Source organism: Streptomyces sp. NPDC001157, assembly GCF_053598255.1.
Genome location: NZ_JBSFJW010000041.1, coordinates 53657 through 70198 on the forward strand (window position 1 = coordinate 53657; position 16542 = coordinate 70198).

General features: G+C 70.7%; 16 protein-coding genes. 5 read left to right on the forward strand and 11 right to left on the reverse strand.

Translation table 11 applies throughout. The features are described 5' to 3' along the window. Window position 1 precedes the first annotated feature (1 nt). From def to ACWDAG_RS41010, 8 genes are all read right to left on the reverse strand, one after another. The gene (def, locus tag ACWDAG_RS40975; RefSeq protein ID WP_450700650.1) at window positions 2-652 is read right to left on the reverse strand and encodes a peptide deformylase; all 651 of its coding nucleotides are present in this window, start codon (window positions 650-652) and stop codon (window positions 2-4) included. Window positions 653-800: 148 nt separating this feature from the next. Then, window positions 801-1781: a tetratricopeptide repeat protein gene (locus ACWDAG_RS40980; RefSeq protein ID WP_351474574.1), complete on the reverse strand. Its 981-nt coding sequence runs from the start codon at window positions 1779-1781 to the stop codon at window positions 801-803. A 107-nt stretch (window positions 1782-1888) separates the two neighbouring features. Then, window positions 1889-3130, reverse strand: coding sequence for an HD-GYP domain-containing protein (locus tag ACWDAG_RS40985; protein WP_450700651.1), 1242 nt, complete (start codon window positions 3128-3130; stop codon window positions 1889-1891). A 115-nt stretch (window positions 3131-3245) separates the two neighbouring features. Next, window positions 3246-4556: an HD-GYP domain-containing protein gene (locus ACWDAG_RS40990; protein WP_450700652.1), complete on the reverse strand. Its 1311-nt coding sequence runs from the start codon at window positions 4554-4556 to the stop codon at window positions 3246-3248. 141 nt (window positions 4557-4697) lie between these two features. Further along, window positions 4698-5000: a mycothiol system anti-sigma-R factor gene (gene rsrA, locus ACWDAG_RS40995; protein ID WP_450700653.1), complete on the reverse strand. Its 303-nt coding sequence runs from the start codon at window positions 4998-5000 to the stop codon at window positions 4698-4700. Next, window positions 4997-5680: an RNA polymerase sigma factor SigR gene (sigR, locus tag ACWDAG_RS41000; protein WP_450700654.1), complete on the reverse strand. Its 684-nt coding sequence runs from the start codon at window positions 5678-5680 to the stop codon at window positions 4997-4999. Before sigR ends, rsrA begins: the two co-directional genes overlap by 4 nt. A gap of 256 nt (window positions 5681-5936) precedes the next feature. Continuing rightward, the gene (locus tag ACWDAG_RS41005; protein WP_450700675.1) at window positions 5937-6563 is read right to left on the reverse strand and encodes an alpha/beta hydrolase family protein; all 627 of its coding nucleotides are present in this window, start codon (window positions 6561-6563) and stop codon (window positions 5937-5939) included. Between the two features lie 19 nt (window positions 6564-6582). Beyond that, on the reverse strand, window positions 6583-7398 hold the full coding sequence (locus tag ACWDAG_RS41010; protein WP_450700655.1) for an SOS response-associated peptidase: 816 nt from the start codon (window positions 7396-7398) through the stop codon (window positions 6583-6585). A 50-nt stretch (window positions 7399-7448) separates the two neighbouring features. Here ACWDAG_RS41010 and ACWDAG_RS41015 point away from each other — a divergent pair, with 50 nt between their 5' ends. The 4 genes from ACWDAG_RS41015 (at window position 7449) to ACWDAG_RS41030 (ending at window position 11030) form a co-directional block, all read left to right on the forward strand. After that, window positions 7449-8171, forward strand: a complete 723-nt coding sequence (locus tag ACWDAG_RS41015) for a M50 family metallopeptidase (protein WP_450700656.1) — start codon at window positions 7449-7451, stop codon at window positions 8169-8171. A 110-nt stretch (window positions 8172-8281) separates the two neighbouring features. Continuing rightward, a complete protein-coding gene (aroA, locus tag ACWDAG_RS41020) occupies window positions 8282-9601 on the forward strand; it encodes a 3-phosphoshikimate 1-carboxyvinyltransferase (protein ID WP_450700657.1) in 1320 nt (439 codons plus the stop codon). An 11-nt stretch (window positions 9602-9612) separates the two neighbouring features. Beyond that, window positions 9613-10623: a ribosome small subunit-dependent GTPase A gene (gene rsgA, locus ACWDAG_RS41025; RefSeq protein WP_450700658.1), complete on the forward strand. Its 1011-nt coding sequence runs from the start codon at window positions 9613-9615 to the stop codon at window positions 10621-10623. Window positions 10624-10706: 83 nt separating this feature from the next. Next, entirely contained in the window at window positions 10707-11030 is a 324-nt protein-coding gene (locus ACWDAG_RS41030; protein ID WP_390693461.1) for a DMT family transporter, read from the forward strand. 17 nt (window positions 11031-11047) lie between these two features. Here the strand turns inward: ACWDAG_RS41030 and ACWDAG_RS41035 are convergent, their stop codons facing one another. The 3 genes from ACWDAG_RS41035 to ACWDAG_RS41045 are packed head-to-tail and all read right to left on the reverse strand — an operon-like array spanning window position 11048 to window position 14723. After that, window positions 11048-12847 carry a dipeptide ABC transporter ATP-binding protein gene (locus ACWDAG_RS41035; RefSeq protein ID WP_450700659.1) on the reverse strand — a complete coding sequence of 600 codons (1800 nt, stop codon included), beginning with the start codon at window positions 12845-12847 and terminating at the stop codon, window positions 11048-11050. After that, window positions 12844-13740: an ABC transporter permease gene (locus tag ACWDAG_RS41040; RefSeq protein WP_450700660.1), complete on the reverse strand. Its 897-nt coding sequence runs from the start codon at window positions 13738-13740 to the stop codon at window positions 12844-12846. Before ACWDAG_RS41040 ends, ACWDAG_RS41035 begins: the two co-directional genes overlap by 4 nt. Next, on the reverse strand, window positions 13737-14723 hold the full coding sequence (locus tag ACWDAG_RS41045; protein WP_450700661.1) for an ABC transporter permease: 987 nt from the start codon (window positions 14721-14723) through the stop codon (window positions 13737-13739). The genes ACWDAG_RS41040 and ACWDAG_RS41045 overlap by 4 nt, the downstream gene beginning before the upstream one ends. 130 nt (window positions 14724-14853) lie before the next feature. Between ACWDAG_RS41045 and ACWDAG_RS41050 the strand changes: the two genes are divergently transcribed. Then, the gene (locus tag ACWDAG_RS41050; RefSeq protein ID WP_450700662.1) at window positions 14854-16539 is read left to right on the forward strand and encodes an ABC transporter family substrate-binding protein; all 1686 of its coding nucleotides are present in this window, start codon (window positions 14854-14856) and stop codon (window positions 16537-16539) included. Window positions 16540-16542 lie beyond the last annotated feature (3 nt).

The window sequence follows — 16542 nt, forward strand, 5'->3', positions numbered from 1 at the left end:
CTCAGTCGTTCGCTACGACGGGGTAGCGCGGCTCGTTCTCGGCCATCTGCCGCAGCGCGTCCTTGCGCTCGCGCTTGGACAGGCGGTCGACGTAGAGGTAGCCGTACAGGTGGTCGGTCTCGTGCTGCAGGCAGCGGGCGAAGTAGCCGGTGCCACGGACCTTGATCGGGTTGCCCTTCTCGTCCTGGCCGGTCACCTCGGCGTAGTCGGGACGGGCCAGCGGCGCGTACGCGGTGGGCACGGACAGGCAGCCCTCGTTGCTGTCGTCCAGGCGACGCCGCTCGGCGGGCAGGTCGACCAGCTTGGGGTTGCAGACCACACCGACGTGCCGGACGCCCTCGTCGTCCCCGCAGTCGTAGACGAAGACCTTCAGGTCGACACCGATCTGGTTGGCGGCCAGGCCCACGCCCTCGGCGGTGCGCTGCGAGGCGAACATGTCCGCGACCAGCTGCTGCAGTTCCTCACCGAACTCGGTGACGTCCTTGCACTCCTTGTGCAGCACCGGGTTCCCGACGACGGTGATCGGCCGCGAGGTCCCGGCCGCCCGCCAGGCGTTCTCGCGCTCCTCGGTCTCCTCGGTGTCGATGACGAAGCCCTCGTCGTCCACGGGGAGCACGCCCGCGTGCTGCTTTTCGGTGTCCTGCTGCGCCATGCCGACGTATGCCTTCCTCAAAAACCGGGGTTCGCTGCTGATACAGGGTACGGGGAAGCGCCCCTCAAGGGGCGCGGGACTGTGTCGATATGCGGCTCCGCCGCGTGGGCGCGACCAGCCACAACGAACCCGCACCCGGCCGCGATCCTCAGCACACCTCTTCGAGATCCCGCCAGTCCCGAGAGTCAGGGCTATCGGCGACCCACCCGTCCAACAGCCCCCTGACCAGGGAAGCCGGGGCCGCCACCCCACACTCCCGCTCAGGCACCCAAAGCTGCCCGTCGGTCCGATGCCCCAGCGGGCCGGGATGCCCCGGCTCACTGTGATCATGCGGATCGAGATGCTCCCCGTCACCCTCATCCGACGGCATCCGAGACTCCGAGCACATACGGCACAGCAGTCGCACGGACGACGACCAGTCCTCCGCCGCAAAACCGGCATCCGCAGCCAGCTGTTCCAAGGCATCCCGGTCCGCCTCCGTGGCGGCCTCCAACAGCACCACCCACGTAGGCACCGGCGAAGGCGCCCACAGCTCGATCTCGTCGAACACCGGGTAGGCGTGCCCGGCGGCGGTCGTGCGCTCCCCATGGGGCACCCCGTCGTGCAGCACGACCTCACCCCAGCGCCGCCCGGACGACGGCAGCGGAATCGACAGCACCTCCATACGCGCGGGGTCCAGCCGCCGTCCCCACACCACCTCGGCCTCCCCCTCCGGGGACAGCCGTACGGCAGCGCTGCCCAGCTCCATCCCGACCGGCTCGCCGTTCGCCGCGGCGGCTCCCGGCACCCGCAGCCCGTACGCCTGCCAGGCCCGCCGGGCCAGCGGCCAGTCCTGCAGGGCGGTGGCGGCGATGCCGACGTTCCACCAGTCGGGGGCGCCGGTCTCCCGGTCGAGCAGCGCGACGGCCCTGAGGCCCGCCGCCCGCGCCTGCTCCCAGTCGTGCCGGAACTTGTGCAGCAGGGCGAGGTTGAACCAGGACTCGGACAGCCACGGCTCCAGGTCGGCGGCACGTGTCAGCAGTGCGCCCGCGTCCTCGTAACGGCCGTCGCCGATCAGCGTGAACGCGCGGTCGGTGGCCTGCCGCCAGGAGGCGGAGGGCCGGTGCCGTCCCTTGCCGAAGATCCTCACGATTCCCTGCCAGTTCCGTGGAGTGGGCTGGCTAGTGCTGCCCCCGGACACACCCTCTCATTCGCATCCAACCACGTACGGCTGGAAGGGCGCTCATTACCCATGGGTTACCCAGCCGCGGGCAGGGTCAGACAGTCCCGTGCAAGGACCCGGGCCAGCGATTCCACCACTTCGGGCGCGTAGTCACCGGCGGTGGCGAGCCGCAGCTCCTCCAGCGCCGTCAGTGGCCCGCCGGGCCCGGCGTCGCGCGCCTTCTCCTCGTAGGCGTTGACCGCCCGCACGATCCGCGCGGCAAGGGGCTGCTCCCGGTAGGGGTCGGCCTGCCGCTCGACGACCACGGCGACCGCCGGGTCCACCCCGGTCTGGCGTACGACGGCTCCGCCGAGCAGGGCGATGCGGCGCTGCTCGGCCGTGGGCAGGTCGGCGGTGGCGCCCGCCGGTACCGGGTCGACCAGGCTCAGCTGGCCGATGTCGTGCATGAGGGCGGCGTACTCCAGCACCGTCAGTTCGGGCCGGGTGAGTCCAAGGTCGCGTCCGACGGCGCGGCTGAGGGTCGCCACGCGACGGGCGTGCCCGGCGGGGGTGTACCCGGCGATCTCGGTGGCGCGGGCGAGGGAGGCGATGGTCTGGCGGTAGGTGGTCCGTACGGCGGCGTACCGCTTGAAGGACAGCTGGGTCAGCAGCAAAGGCAGCGAGAACACCGGCAGCGCCCACAGTCCGACGACGGCGACCGCGAGGGCCATCACCGCACCCGTGGCGCACACGGCGGAGCCGATGCCGAGGAGCGCGTGCAGCTCATCCCTCAGCAGCGGGCCGAAGGGCCACCGGGTGCGGGAGTGGGCGAGCGCGGCGGCGAGCACGGCGTCGCACAGCGCGGTGAGCGCGAGGAGGGCCAGGAGCAGCAGGGCGTAGGCGGGGCCGCGCCAGGCGCCGAACGCCCCCCGGTTGTACAGGGGTTGGAAGCAGACGGCGGCGAACCCGACGGTGAGCACGCGCCGCGCGAGGTGGTCGAGCACGGGTCCGCGTCCGCGTGCGATGTGCGGCACGCTGCCGATGAGGGCGGCTGCGAGGACGACGGCGACGACCTGGGTGACGCCGTGGTGGGTGGGCTGCCCGGCGTCCTCGCCGAGCAGGGCGTACGACATCGCCCCGGCGGCCCCGAGCGGCGCGGCCTCCCTGACCCGGGCGCCGGTCCAGCGGCCGAGTTCGCCGACGGTGACGAGCAGACCGAAGGCGAGGGCGGTGGAGCGCTCCTCCAGTCCGGCCCGGTGGGTGACGGCGAGGGAGCCGGCGGCGAGAAGGGCGGCGCAGCCGTGGATGACGAGCGTCAGCGGCGGCCGGGCGCTCATCCGAGGCCTCCGGGCCTACTGGCAACGGCCTCCCCGCGCACGGGCAGACGGGGCCGCGCCTCCTCGACCACCGGACGCTCACAGATAGGCCTGCGCCACCACGACCACCGGGCGCTCATCCGCGGGCCCCCGGTCGACTGGAGACGGCCGCTGCGGGTGCGGGCAGGCGGGGTTGCTCCTGCGCGGTGACCGCGGGATGCCAGCCGCACCGGCCGAGTGCCTGCACCAGTGCCGCGACCATGCGGGGGTCGAACTGCGCCCCGGCACACCGCTCCAGCTCCTCCAGGGCGGCCGGGACGGGCCGGGCGCGCCGGTAGCACCGCGTGGACGTCATCGCGTCGAAGGCGTCCGCGACGGCCACCACCCGTGCCGACTCGGGGATCTGGCTTCCGCGCAGCCCGTACGGGTATCCGCTGCCGTCAAGGCGTTCGTGGTGATGGAGCACGGCGGCCCTGGCCTCGCCGAGAAAACCGATTCCGCGCACCATTTCGTGGCCGTACTCGGGATGCAGCTCGATCACCCGGCGTTCCTCGGGAGTCAGCGGCCCGTCCTTCCTCAACAGCCGTGTGGGGACGCCGAGTTTGCCCACGTCGTGCAGGATTCCGGCGAACCGGAGGACCTCGACCCGCTCGTCGTCCATGCCGAGTTCCCGGGCGATCATCATGGAGGCCTGGCCGACCCGCTCGCTGTGGCCGCGCGTGTACTCGTCCTTGATGTCGACGGCCTGCACCAGCGCCCGGATCGTCGCCTGGTGGGCGGCGCGCTCCCGGTGGTACTGCGTGAACACCCACCAGGACACGCACATCGGCAGCAGCACCAGCAGCGCGGCGACGGGGCCGTAGGGGCTGCGCCACAGGACGGCCATCATCAGCCCGGCGAGGCCGTGTACGACCACCGGTGCGAGGGACCGTACGAACAGCCCCCGCCAGGCCCGCCGTACCGGCACCCGCTCGGCCAGCGCGCGGATCCCGCCGTCGAGGGCGGTCAGCACCAGGCAGAAGGCCAGCACCGCGGCGCCCGCGGGCACGAGTGCGTACGGGAAGTCGGAGGCGACGACCGCGTCCCGCCCGCCCAGCGACCAGTGCACCCGGCCCGCGGCCCACACGCCGAGGACCAGCTGGGCGGTCCGCCAGCTCCGCCGCAGCCGTCGCGGCCGCCGGTCGACCGGGGAGAGCAGCGCCCCCGGCAGCGCCACCAGGGCGGCGGCCGGGGGCGGCAGCAGGAAGGCGCCGGCGAGCAGCACCGGGTAGAACGTTCCGGCAAAGCGCCATCGGGCGGCGGCCTGCTCGCAGCCGACGTACAGCAGAGCGAGGAGGGCGACCGCGCGCCAGGAGGTGTGGACGGTGAGCAGCGGAAGCAGGCAGAGCAGTGCGCCAAGGACCGTGAGGGCGATGTACGCGCGTGCCCGTGCCGGAACCGCCTCCATCACGCCCCTCCCGGCCGATCCTGCTCCGGCTGAGGAGACTAGGGCGGGCCGGGGGGAGTCCGCGGGCTTATGAACCGCGGATTAGCACGTTCGAGTGACGACAGCCCGTTCCCGGCATTCCGGACGAAGGCCCGGGGGAGTTCAGGACTCCTGCGGAGTCGCGGTGATGTCGTGGTCGGGGACGGCCTGCCCGGAGCGGATCAGGTCGAGCCGCCCGAGCACCTTCGCACGCAGGTCGGTCGGTACGTCGTCATGGCCGCAGCACCGCTTGACCAGCTTCTTCACGGCCTGCTCAAGGCCGTACTTCTCCAGGCACGGCGAGCACTCCGTGAAGTGCTGCTTGAACTTGTCGCGGTCGACGTCCGGCATCTCACTGTCGAGGAACTCGTAGAGATGGTCGAGGACCTCACTGCAGTCCGTCTCGTGCGGCTCTCCGCAGCTCATGAGCCCGAGCCTTTCGCTTCGTCCGACTCTCCGGCGCCGGCCGGGACCAGTCCGCGCTCGCGCGCGTAGTCCTCGAGCATGCCGCGCAGCTGACGGCGGCCCCGGTGCAGCCGGGACATCACCGTACCGATGGGTGTCCCCATGATGTCCGCGATCTCCTTGTACGCAAAGCCCTCGACATCGGCGAGGTAGACGGCGATGCGGAATTCCTCGGGGATCGCCTGGAGTGCTTCCTTCACGTCCGAGTCGGGCAGGTGGTCGAGCGCCTGCGACTCCGCGGAGCGCAGACCGGTCGACATGTGCGACTCGGCGCGGGCGAGCTGCCAGTCCTCGATCTCCTCGGCCGCGGAGCGCTGGGGTTCACGCTGCTTCTTGCGGTACGAGTTGATGAAGGTGTTGGTGAGGATCCGGTACAGCCACGCCTTGAGGTTGGTGCCCTCGCGGAACTGGTGGAAGGACGCGTACGCCTTCGCGTACGTCTCCTGCACCAGGTCCTCGGCGTCGGCAGGGTTGCGCGTCATACGCAGCGCGGCCGAGTACATCTGGTCGAGGAATTCGAGCGCGTCCCGCTCGAAGCGCGCGCTGCGCTCCGAGGTCGACTCCGCGCTGATGCCCTGGCCCTCGGGCAGCTCCGCCTGGCCGTTGTCGGTCCCTGCGTCGGTACCGGTGACCGGACCCACCTCCTCAAGATTCCGGGCAGCACCGAAACCGGTGTCGCCAGAATCGGAGGATAGACGACGACCCGTCCCCGCCGCCCCTCGAATAGGGGTGGTCTTGGCCGCAGTCAGCACCGTCCAGTCCAGGTCAGTGCGGCTGCTGCGGCTCGGGCATACGGTCGAACCCATGCGGCGGACTTCCTCTCCCACGACGATCGGTGCTGCTCTCCAGCACTTCTGTCCGCCTCAACAGTGGCCGCCCGTGCGGCATTCCCGGCTGTCACCCGAGTGACGCGGTCCACCGCCTGACGCCGTCCGTGATGATCTCCAGCGCCTGCTCCTGCGTGATCTCCGCCCGCTTGGGCACGGCGAACCCGTGATCGCCGTACGGGACCTCGACCAGCTCGTACGCCCCCTCCGGGAACTCCTCGGGCTTTCCGAAGGGGTCGTTCCCGCCCTGTACGACGAGGGTGGGCACCCCGGACCCGAGCAGCTCCCCGGCGCGGGACTTCTCGGGCCTGCCCGGCGGATGCAGCGGGAAGCTGAGGGCGAGGACGGCGTGGGCGCCGAGCTCGACGGCCGTGCGACAGACGACCCGGGCCCCGGCGCTCCGTCCGCCCGAGATCACCGGCAGTCCGGACTCGGCGAGTGTTGGCCAGATTCCGCGCCACCCGAGGTCGAGCGTCTTCGGGGCGGGCGCCAGCTTCTTGCCGGCCACCCGCCAGGGCTGCTCGACGAGGGCGACGGTCACTCCGTGTCCCGGCAGGACCTCGGCGAGGGCCTGGAGGTCCCGTGCCTCGATGCCGCCGCCGGCGCCGTGGCTGACGGCGAGGACGAGCCGAGGCTGCCCGGCGTGGCGCCATGTGATGCGGGCCGGACCGGCATCGGTCTCGACGTTCTGTGTCACTTCTGTCAGATCTGTCACATCAGAAAAGTGTGCCCTCTTCGGGGCCTTCCAGTTCCTTCAGGAGCTCCGGTCCGTTGTTGCGGACGTTGCTGACCGCGGTGGACACGGGGTAGGCGCGCATCAGCCCGGCGGGCGGCGGCTCCAGCAGCGACCGCAGGCCGTCGGGGTCGGTGCGGGCCGGGTCGAGCCAGGCGTCCCAGCGGTCCGGGGTGAGCATCAGAGGCATCCGGGGGTGGATGTCGGCGAGCGCATGCGGACCCTCGGCCGGGGCGACGGCGAGCGGTGTCGTCTCCGCCTCGGTGGTGATCACGGAGCAGGTCACCCACCAGGCCTGCGGGTGGTCGTCCGGCAGGGTCTTGTCCCGCCAGAACTCGTACAGCCCGGCCATGGCGAAGACCGACCCGTCGGCGGGCAGCACGAAGTACGGCTGCTTGCGGGGCCGCTTCTTCTTCCCCTCGACCTCCAGGTCCCGCTCGCCCTTGCCGGTGACCCACTCGTAGTAGCCGTCGGCGGGGATGATGCACCGGCGGGAGGTGAAGGCCCTGCGGTACGAGGGCTTCTCGTGGACGGTCTCGGCACGGGCGTTGATCATGCGGGCGCCGCCCTCCGGGGTCTTCGACCAGGACGGCACCAGCCCCCACTTCAGCTTGCGCAGCTGCCGAACCGGCCGCGGGTCCTCGACGTCCTTAAGAGGGCGGTCCAGGACGGCGTACACCTCTTTGGTCGGGGCCACGTTGTAGTCGGGCGCGAGGGTCTCCTCGGGTTCCCACTTCTCGATCTCAAAGATTCCTGCGAGATCCTCGGGTCCACGACTAGCTGCATACCGTCCGCACATACGTGCCACACTGCCAGATTCGACACGACTCCAGGGAGCCACAGCCGAACATGCACACCCACGCATCCGACTCGTTGGCCTCCCTCTGGGACCAGGTCTCCGGCAGCCAGCCGGACCCCGACCTGTGGGTGGTGATCGCGACCCTGGTCGCTGCTCTCGCCGTGGTCGTCCCCCACAACGTCTGGCGCATCTCGCGCAACGCCATCACCATCGCCCACGAGGGCGGCCACGGCCTGATCGCCCTGCTCACCGGCCGCCGGCTGACAGGCATACGACTGCACTCCGACACCAGTGGCCTCACCGTCAGCCGCGGCAAGCCGCACGGCCTCGGCATGATCCTCACCGCGGCCGCCGGCTACACCGCTCCCCCGCTCCTCGGCCTGGGCGGCGCGGCCCTGCTCGCCGTCGGCCACATCACCCTGCTGCTGTGGCTGGCAACGGCCCTGCTGGTCGCCATGCTGGTGATGATCCGCAACGCGTACGGCGCCCTGACGGTGGTCCTGACCGGCGGCACGTTCCTCCTGGTGTCCTGGCTGGCGGGACCGCAGGTGCAGGCGGCTTTCGCGTACGCGGTGGTGTGGTTCCTGCTGGTGGGCGGGGTACGCCCGGCGTTCGAACTCCAGGCGAAGCGGAGCCGCGGGGGTGCGGGCGACTCGGATGCGGACCAACTCTCACGCCTGACGCACGTACCGGCAGGGCTCTGGCTGTTCCTGTTCCACGCGGTGAGCCTGTGCTCGCTGATAGGCGGGGGGCGCTGGCTGCTGGAGATGTGATGCAGCCCCGAAGGGGCGCATCACAGGGGCGCGGGGAACTGCGCGACCAGCCCCCGCGGCGCCGCACATGTACGACGGCCTGCACAACCCCCTGCTTATAAAGTGAACCCATGGCCCAAAACCCCGCCGCACAAACCGCCCTCTGGCCCGCCCCCCTCGCGAGCGGAGCCGTCGACGCGACGGTCCACGTGCCGGGGTCCAAATCCGTCACCAACCGCGCCCTCGTCCTGGCGGCACTGGCGAGCGAACCCGGCTGGCTGCGCCGCCCCCTGCGCTCGCGCGACACCCTGCTCATGGCGGCAGCGCTCCGCGCGATGGGCGTCGGCATCGAGGAGGGCGTGGGCCCCGACGGCACCGGCGAGACCTGGCGGGTGCTCCCCACCGGCCTGCACGGCCCGGCCACGGTCGACGTCGGCAACGCCGGCACCGTGATGCGCTTCCTGCCCCCGGTGGCCGCGCTCGCCGACGGCCCCATCCGCTTCGACGGCGACCCGAGGTCGTACGAGCGCCCCCTGAACGGCGTGATCGACGCCCTGCGTGTGCTCGGCGCCCGGATCGACGACGACGGCCGCGGCGCGCTGCCGCTGACGGTGCACGGCGGGGGCGCCCTGGACGGCGGCCCGGTCGAGATCGACGCCTCGTCTTCCTCCCAGTTCGTGAGCGCCCTGCTCCTCTCAGGACCGCGCTTCAACCAGGGTGTCGAGGTGCGTCACATCGGCAGCTCCCTGCCCTCCCTCCCGCACATCCGGATGACCGTCGACATGCTGCGCGCGGTCGGCGCGCAGGTGGACACCCCGGAGTCGGGCGGCGAGGCCAACGTGTGGCGGGTGACGCCGGGCGCGCTGCTCGGCCGGGACCTGACCATCGAGCCGGACCTGTCCAACGCGCAGCCGTTCCTGGCGGCCGCCCTGGTGACCGGCGGCAAGGTCGTGATCCCCGACTGGCCGTCCCGCACCACGCAGCCCGGCGACAAGCTGCGGGAGATCTTCACCGACATGGGCGGTTCCTGCGAACTGACCGAGTACGGGCTGGAGTTCACCGGTTCGGGTGCGATCCACGGTATCGACGTGGATCTGAGCGAGGTCGGCGAGCTGACCCCGGGCATCGCCGCGGTCGCGGCCCTCGCGGACTCCCCCTCCACCCTCCGCGGTGTGGCCCATCTGCGGCTGCACGAGACGGACCGGCTGGCCGCGCTCACCAAGGAGATCAACGAGCTCGGCGGTGACGTCACCGAGACCGCCGACGGCCTGCACATCCGCCCGCGCACACTGCACGGCGGGATCTTCCACACGTACGAGGACCACCGCATGGCGACGGCCGGCGCGATCATCGGCCTCGCGGTCGAGGGCGTGCAGATCGAGAACGTGGCGACGACGGCGAAGACCCTCCCGGACTTCCCCGACATGTGGGCCGGGATGCTCGGGGCGTAGGGACTTCCGCCATGCGCCGCTACGGCAAGCACACCGACGAGGACGACATCCGCAGCCGCCCGAACCGCAAGGGCACCCGACCCCGTACACACATCCGCCCCGCGCACGAGGACGCCGCCGAGGGCATGGTCCTCACCGTCGACCGCGGCCGGCTGACCTGCCTGGTCGACGACCGGATCGTGCTGGCGATGAAGGCCCGCGAACTCGGCCGCAAGGCGGCGATCGTCGGCGACCGGGTGGCCCTCGTCGGCGACCTGTCCGGCAAGAAGGACACCCTCGCGCGCATCGTCCGCATCGAGGAGCGCACCTCGGTCCTGCGCCGCACCGCCGATGACGACGACCCGTACGAGCGCGTGGTCGTCGCCAACGCCGACCAGCTCGCCATCGTCACCGCCCTGGCCGACCCGGAACCACGGCCGCGCCTCATCGACCGCTGCCTGGTCGCCGCGTACGACGGCGGCCTGGAACCCCTCCTGGTCATGACCAAGTCGGACCTCGCCCCGCCCGACAAACTCCTCGAGCTCTACGGCCACCTGGACATCCCCCATGTCGTCACCAGCCGCGAGGAGCTGGAGAACGGCGACGCGGCGGACCGCGTGCGCGAGCAACTCGACGGCAGGATCACGGCGTTCGTCGGCCACTCGGGCGTCGGCAAGACGACCCTGGTCAACGCGCTGGTGCCGGAGGACCGGCGGCGGCTGACCGGCCATGTGAACGCGGTGACCGGCCGCGGCCGCCACACCACCACCTCGGCGCTGGCGCTCCCGCTCAGCGGCGACGACGGCTGGGTGATCGACACGCCGGGCGTGCGGTCCTTCGGTCTCGCCCACATCGACCCGTCCCGGGTCATCCACGCCTTCCCCGACCTGGAACCGGGCACGGAGGGCTGCCCGCGCGCGTGCAGTCACGACGAGCCGGACTGCGCGCTGGACGAGTGGGTGGCCGAGGGCCACGCGGACCCGGCCCGCCTGTATTCGCTGCGCCGCCTGCTGTCCACGCGGGAGCGCAAGGAGGGCGACTGACCTCCGCGTTGTTTGTGGGGTGGCGAGTCCGGTAAGTGCATAATCGCACCCAGCCGGACACCGGACCTACGGGAGGACAGCACATGGCGTGGCTGCTGGTGGTGGTGGCCGGGTTGCTCGAAACGGGCTTCGCCGTGTGCCTCAAGCTCTCCCACGGTTTCACCCGCCTGTGGCCGACGATCGCGTTCTGCGTCTTCGCCCTGGGCAGCTTCGGCCTGCTCACCCTGTCCCTGAGGAAGCTGGATGTCGGCCCCGCCTACGCGGTGTGGACGGGCATCGGCGCGGCGGGCACCGCGATCTACGGCATGGTCTTCCTCGGCGACCTTGTCTCGACGCTGAAGCTCGTCTCGATCAGCCTGGTCATCGTGGGCGTGATCGGCCTGCAGCTGTCGGGTTCGGCGCACTAGACGTCCACTGGAGGCCCCTACACGACCTCCCGCACCCGCGGGAAGTGGCAGGCCACCCCGTCCCCCTCGAACTCCGGCACGTCATGGGCGCACCGCCCCCGCTCCTCCTCGGCGAGTGACGCGTACAGCGGGCAGCGCGCGCGGAAGCGGCAGCCGTCGTAGCGGCGGGTCGGGCTCGGTGGGTCCCCCGCGAGCAGAATGCGGGTCCGCTGCCGTTCCCGCTCCCGCTCCGGGTCGGGAAGGGGTACGGCGGAGAGCAGGGCCTGTGTGTAGGGGTGCCGGGGGCGCTCGAAGACCTCGTCGACGGGACCCGCCTCGACGGTGCGACCGAGGTAGACGACGCTGACGCGGTCGGCGATGTTGCGGACGACGGACAGGTCGTGGGAGACGAAGAGATAGGCGAGCCCGAGGTCCTCCTTCAGGCGTTGCAGCAGCTCCAGCACCCCGGCCTGGACGGAGACGTCCAGCGCCGAGACCGGTTCGTCGAGGACGAGCAGTTCCGGCTCGACGGACAGCGCGCGGGCGATGCCGATCCGCTGGCGCTGGCCGCCCGAGAACTCGTGTGGGAAGCGGTCCGCGTGTGCCGGGTCGAGACCGACCCGGGTGAGGAGTTCGGGGACGCGGCGGGCGATGACGGCGCGGTCCGCGCCGTGTGTGCGCAGCGGCTCAGCGACGATGTCACCGACGGGCATCCGGGGGTCCAGGGAGGCCATCGGATCCTGGAAGACGATCTGGATCCGTCGGCGCAGGGCTTTGACCTGCTCTTTGGTGAGCTCGCCGAGCCGCTGCCCGAACAACTCCACCGACCCGCCCTCGGGCCTGGCCAGTTCGAGCAGTTCGAAGAGCGTCGTCGACTTCCCGGACCCCGACTCCCCCACCAGGGCCAGCGTCTCGCCGCGCCGCACGTCGAGGTCGACGCCGTCGACGGCGTACACCGTGCCGACGCGGCGCTTGAAGACGGTGCCCTTGAGCAGGGGGAAGGTGCGGGTGAGGCCGCGGACCTCCAACACCGGCTCACCGACCGGGGGTTGAGGCTCGCGCGGATCGTCCAGGCGCGGGACCGCGGCCAGGAGCCGGCGCGTGTACGGGTCCTGCGGGCGCCCGAAGACCTCCACCGCCGTACCCGACTCGACGAGTTGCCCCTCGTACATCACGGCCACCCGGTCGGCCATCCCGGCGATCACCCCGAGGTCGTGGCTGACGAGCAGGACCGCGGCGCCCGTCTCGCGCTGGGCGGTGCGCAGGACGTCCAGGACCTGGGCCTGGATGGTGACGTCGAGGGCGGTGGTCGGTTCGTCGGCGAGGATCACGTCCGGTTCGTTGGCCATCGCCATGGCGATCATCGCGCGCTGGCGCATGCCGCCGGAGAACTCGTGCGGGAACGCCCGTGCGCGCAGGGCGGGTTCGGGGATGCCGACGAGGTCCAGGAGCTCGACGGCGCGTGACAGGGCCGCTTCGCGGGTCACGTCCTGATGGGCCCGTACGGCTTCGGCGATCTGGTCCCCGATCCGGTACACCGGTGTGAACGCGGACAGCGGGTCCTGGAAGATCATCGAGACACGGTTGCCGCGGATCCGGGTCAGCTCCCGTTCCCCGGCGCCGACCAGCTCCTGCCCGTCGAGCCGAACCGAGCCGCGTACGGCCGCGTTCCCCGGCAGCAGACCCAGCACGGCCAGCACCGTCGCCGACTTCCCGGACCCCGACTCGCCGACGAGACCCAGCACTTCACCCCGCTGGAGCGTGAGGTCGACCCCGCGTACGGCCGCCCGGCCGTCGAAGTCGACGTCCAGACCGGTCACTTCCAGCAACGGGCTCACCGCGAGGCCCCCTTCGAGGTCGGATCGAGGGCATCGCGCAGCCCGTCCCCGACCAGGTTCACCGCCAGCACGAACACGACCAGCAGCCCGGCCGCGAAGAAGAACATCCAGGGGTACGTCACCGCTGCCCCGGTCCCGGAGGCCATCAGCGTGCCGAGCGACACGTCGGGCGGCTGCACGCCGAAGCCGAAGTAGGACAGTGCGGTCTCGCTCATCACGGCGGCGCCGACCTGGATGGTGGCGTCGATGATCAGGAAGGAGGCGACGTTGGGGAGGATGTGCCGCCAGATGATGCGGAAGGGGCCGACTCCCGTGTAGCGGGCCGCTTTCACGAACTCCCGTTCCTTCAGGGAGAGGGTCATCGAGCGCACGACCCGCGCCGTCACCATCCAGGCGAACAGGCCGAGCAGCGCCACCAGGGCGAACCAGCCGCTGTTCTGGAATCTCGGCGAGACGATCGCGATGATCAGGAAGGACGGGAAGACCAGCAGCAGGTCGGTGAGGAACATCAGGGCCCGGTCCGCCCAGCCGCCGAAGTACCCGGCGCAGGCGCCGACCAGCGAGGCGAGCCCGGTCGACACGACGGCCACCAGCAACCCGATGATCAGCGACTTCTGCAGCCCGCGCACCGTCTGCGCGAACACGTCCTGCCCGATCCGGTTGGTGCCCCACCAGTGGTCGGCGCCGGGCGCGGCCCGCAGGGCGGTGTAGTCGATGTGGCTGTACGACCACGGGGTGACGAACGGGCCGAGGAAGGCGAGGAGGAAGAGGAGCACGAGGACGACGGCTCCGACGAGGGCGCTGCGGTTACGGAGGAAGCGGCGCAGGACGACGGTGGCGCGGCCGGCCGGCGGGGTGGCCTCCGGGGGCGCTTCGACGAGGGTGGCCGTCATGACGCCTGCCGGATGCGCGGGTCGAGCGCGGCGTGCAGGACGTCCGCCAGAAAACCGGACAACAGCACGGTGACGGCGGCGAACACGTTCACAGCGACAACCGAGTTCACATCGTTCTTCCAGATCGAGTCCACGAACCACTCGCCCATGCCGTGCCAGCCGAAGATCGTCTCCGTGAAGGTGGCGCCGGTGAACAGGGCGAGGAATCCGTAGGAGAAGTAGGTCGACATCGGGATGAGCGCGGTACGCAACCCGTGCTTCAGCAGCACCGTCCGCCGCCCCAGCCCCTTGGCCCGCGCGGTCCGCAGATAGTCCGAACCCAGCACGTCCAGCATGGTGTTGCGCTGGTAGCGGCTGTAGCTCGCGACGGCGAAGAGCGCGACGGAGAGCGTGGGCAACAGGAGATGCACCGAGCGGTCCTTCAGGATCGCCCAGAAGCCGCTGTCCACGCCCGGGCTCTTCTCCCCCGTGAACTGGATGAGATCCGTCCCGGTGGTCTGGTTGAACCAGATCGCGCCCGTCTTGAGCAGAATCGCCAGCAGGAACACGGGAGTCGACAGCAGCGCGAAGGAGGCGATCGTCACCGCCCGGTCACTGAAGCGGTACTGCCGTACGGCCGTCCAGGCGCCCGCGAGCACGCCGGCGACCGTCCCGAGGACGGTCCCGGCGAGCAGCAGCCTGAGGCTCACCCCGAGCCGCCGCCCGAACTCGGCGTCGACGGACCGCCCGTCGATCGTCCGCCCCAGGTCTCCGCGCACCGCCCGCCCGCACCAGCCCAGGAAGCGGCTGAGCAGCGGCTCGTGGTCGTTGACGCCGATCGCGGTGAGGTGGTGGTTCACCGCGGATGCGGACACGGGCGGCTGCCGGGCCGCGTAGTACTCGCGCGGGTCCAGCGCGAGCGAGGCCAGCAGATAGGAGAGGCAGACGGCGGCCACCAGCAACACGGCGTAGTAGCCGAGGCGTTTGGCCAGGTAGGCAGGCACAGAGGAAATGGTCCAGTCCTCTTGTTGCCGCATTATGAAGAGAACATGACAGCACCCGGAGACCCCTCCCCGGCGCTCGCATGCCGTTCTACGTTCGGCGCACCCACCTCCCTCCACGAAGGACACCGACATGCGCCAGACCTCCGCCGCAGCCTGGGTCGCCGCCACCGCGGCCACCGTGTTGCTGGTGACCGGTTGCGGCTCCTCCGACGACGGCAAACCCGTGGCCCAGAGGAACGCGGCCGCGGCCGGCACCCAGGACATCAACGCCCACCCGCTGAGCGACATCAAGCAGGGCGGCACCCTCAAGCTGCCGATCTCGCAGTACATCGCGGACTTCAACCGGTACACCGCCAACGGCAACCAGGGCGACGCAGCGGAGATCAACGAGCTGGTCGAACCCAACCTGTTCAGCGCGGACGCCAAGGGCGAGGTCCACCCGGACCCGGACTTCCTCGTCTCCGCCGAGGTGACCTCGACCAGTCCGCAGACGGTCGTATACAAGCTGAACCCCAAGGCGAAGTGGTCCGACGGCAAGTCCCTCGGCTGGCGCGACTTCGAGGCCGTCTGGAAGGCGCAGAACGGCACGGACAAGGCGTACGAGGCCGCCAACACCTCCGGCTACGACCAGATCTCCAAGGTCGAGCAGGGCGCCGACGCACACCAGGTCAAGGTCACCTTCAGCAAGCCGTACGCCGACTGGAAGCGGCTGTTCGACCCGCTGCTGCCGGCCGCCGCGATCGACACGCCGGACAAGTTCAACAAGGGCTGGCTGGAGAAGATCCCGATCACGGGATCGGCCTTCAAGATCTCCAAGTACGACAAGACGGCCCAGACGATCACCGCGGTACCGGACCCCGATTGGTGGGGTACGAAGCCCAAGTTGGACTCGATCACCTTCCGCGCCCTCGACTACGCGGCCTGGACGGACGCCTACCTCAACAAGGAGATCGACTACGCCTCCGCGCTCCTCCCCGAGGACTACAAGCGGCTCGCGAAGGCCGCCGGCACCGACATCCGCGTCGGCGCCCGCTGGGACGAGGTGCACATCGAGTTCAACGGCGCGCGCGGCCCCCTCAAGGACGTCCGGGTCCGCCAGGCCCTCCAGCACGCCATCGACCGCAAGGCCATCGCGACCGCCTTCGGCAAGGACCTCCCGGTCAAGCTCCAGACGTACGGCAGCCACTTCTTCATGCCCAACCAGGCGGGCTACCAGGACAACTCCGGGACGTACGGCACGTACGACCTGAAGAAGGCGGGCGAGTTGCTGGACGCGGCGGGCTACAAGCTCCGGGGCGACCAGCGGGTCAAGGGCGGCAAGCAGCTCACCCTCCGCTACACGCTCAGCTCGGGCTCGACCTCGGCGCAGGTGGACCAGGCGGAGCTGGTGCAGGCACAGCTGGCGCAGGCGGGCATCAAGCTGGACATCACCAAGGTGCCGGCCAACGACTACTTCTCGAAGTACGTCACCATCGGCAACTTCGAGCTGACCAGCTTCCGTTGGGTCGACCAGGTGTTCCGCTCGGAGGCGTACCCGATCTACCGGCAGACCTCCGGCAAGAACCTCTACGAGAACTACGGCTCGGTCAGCTCCCCGGAGATCGACGCCCTCCTGACGAAGGCGAGCGAGACGACGGACCAGACCGCGGCCAACAAGCTCTACAACCAGGCCGACGCCAAGATCTGGGAACTCGGCCACTCCGTCCCGCTCTACCAGCGTCCCCAGATCCTCGCCGTCCGCTCGAAGCTGGCGAACTACGGTGCGAGCGGACTGGAGGACCGCGTCGACTACACGAAGGTGGGCTGGCTGAAGTAGGCG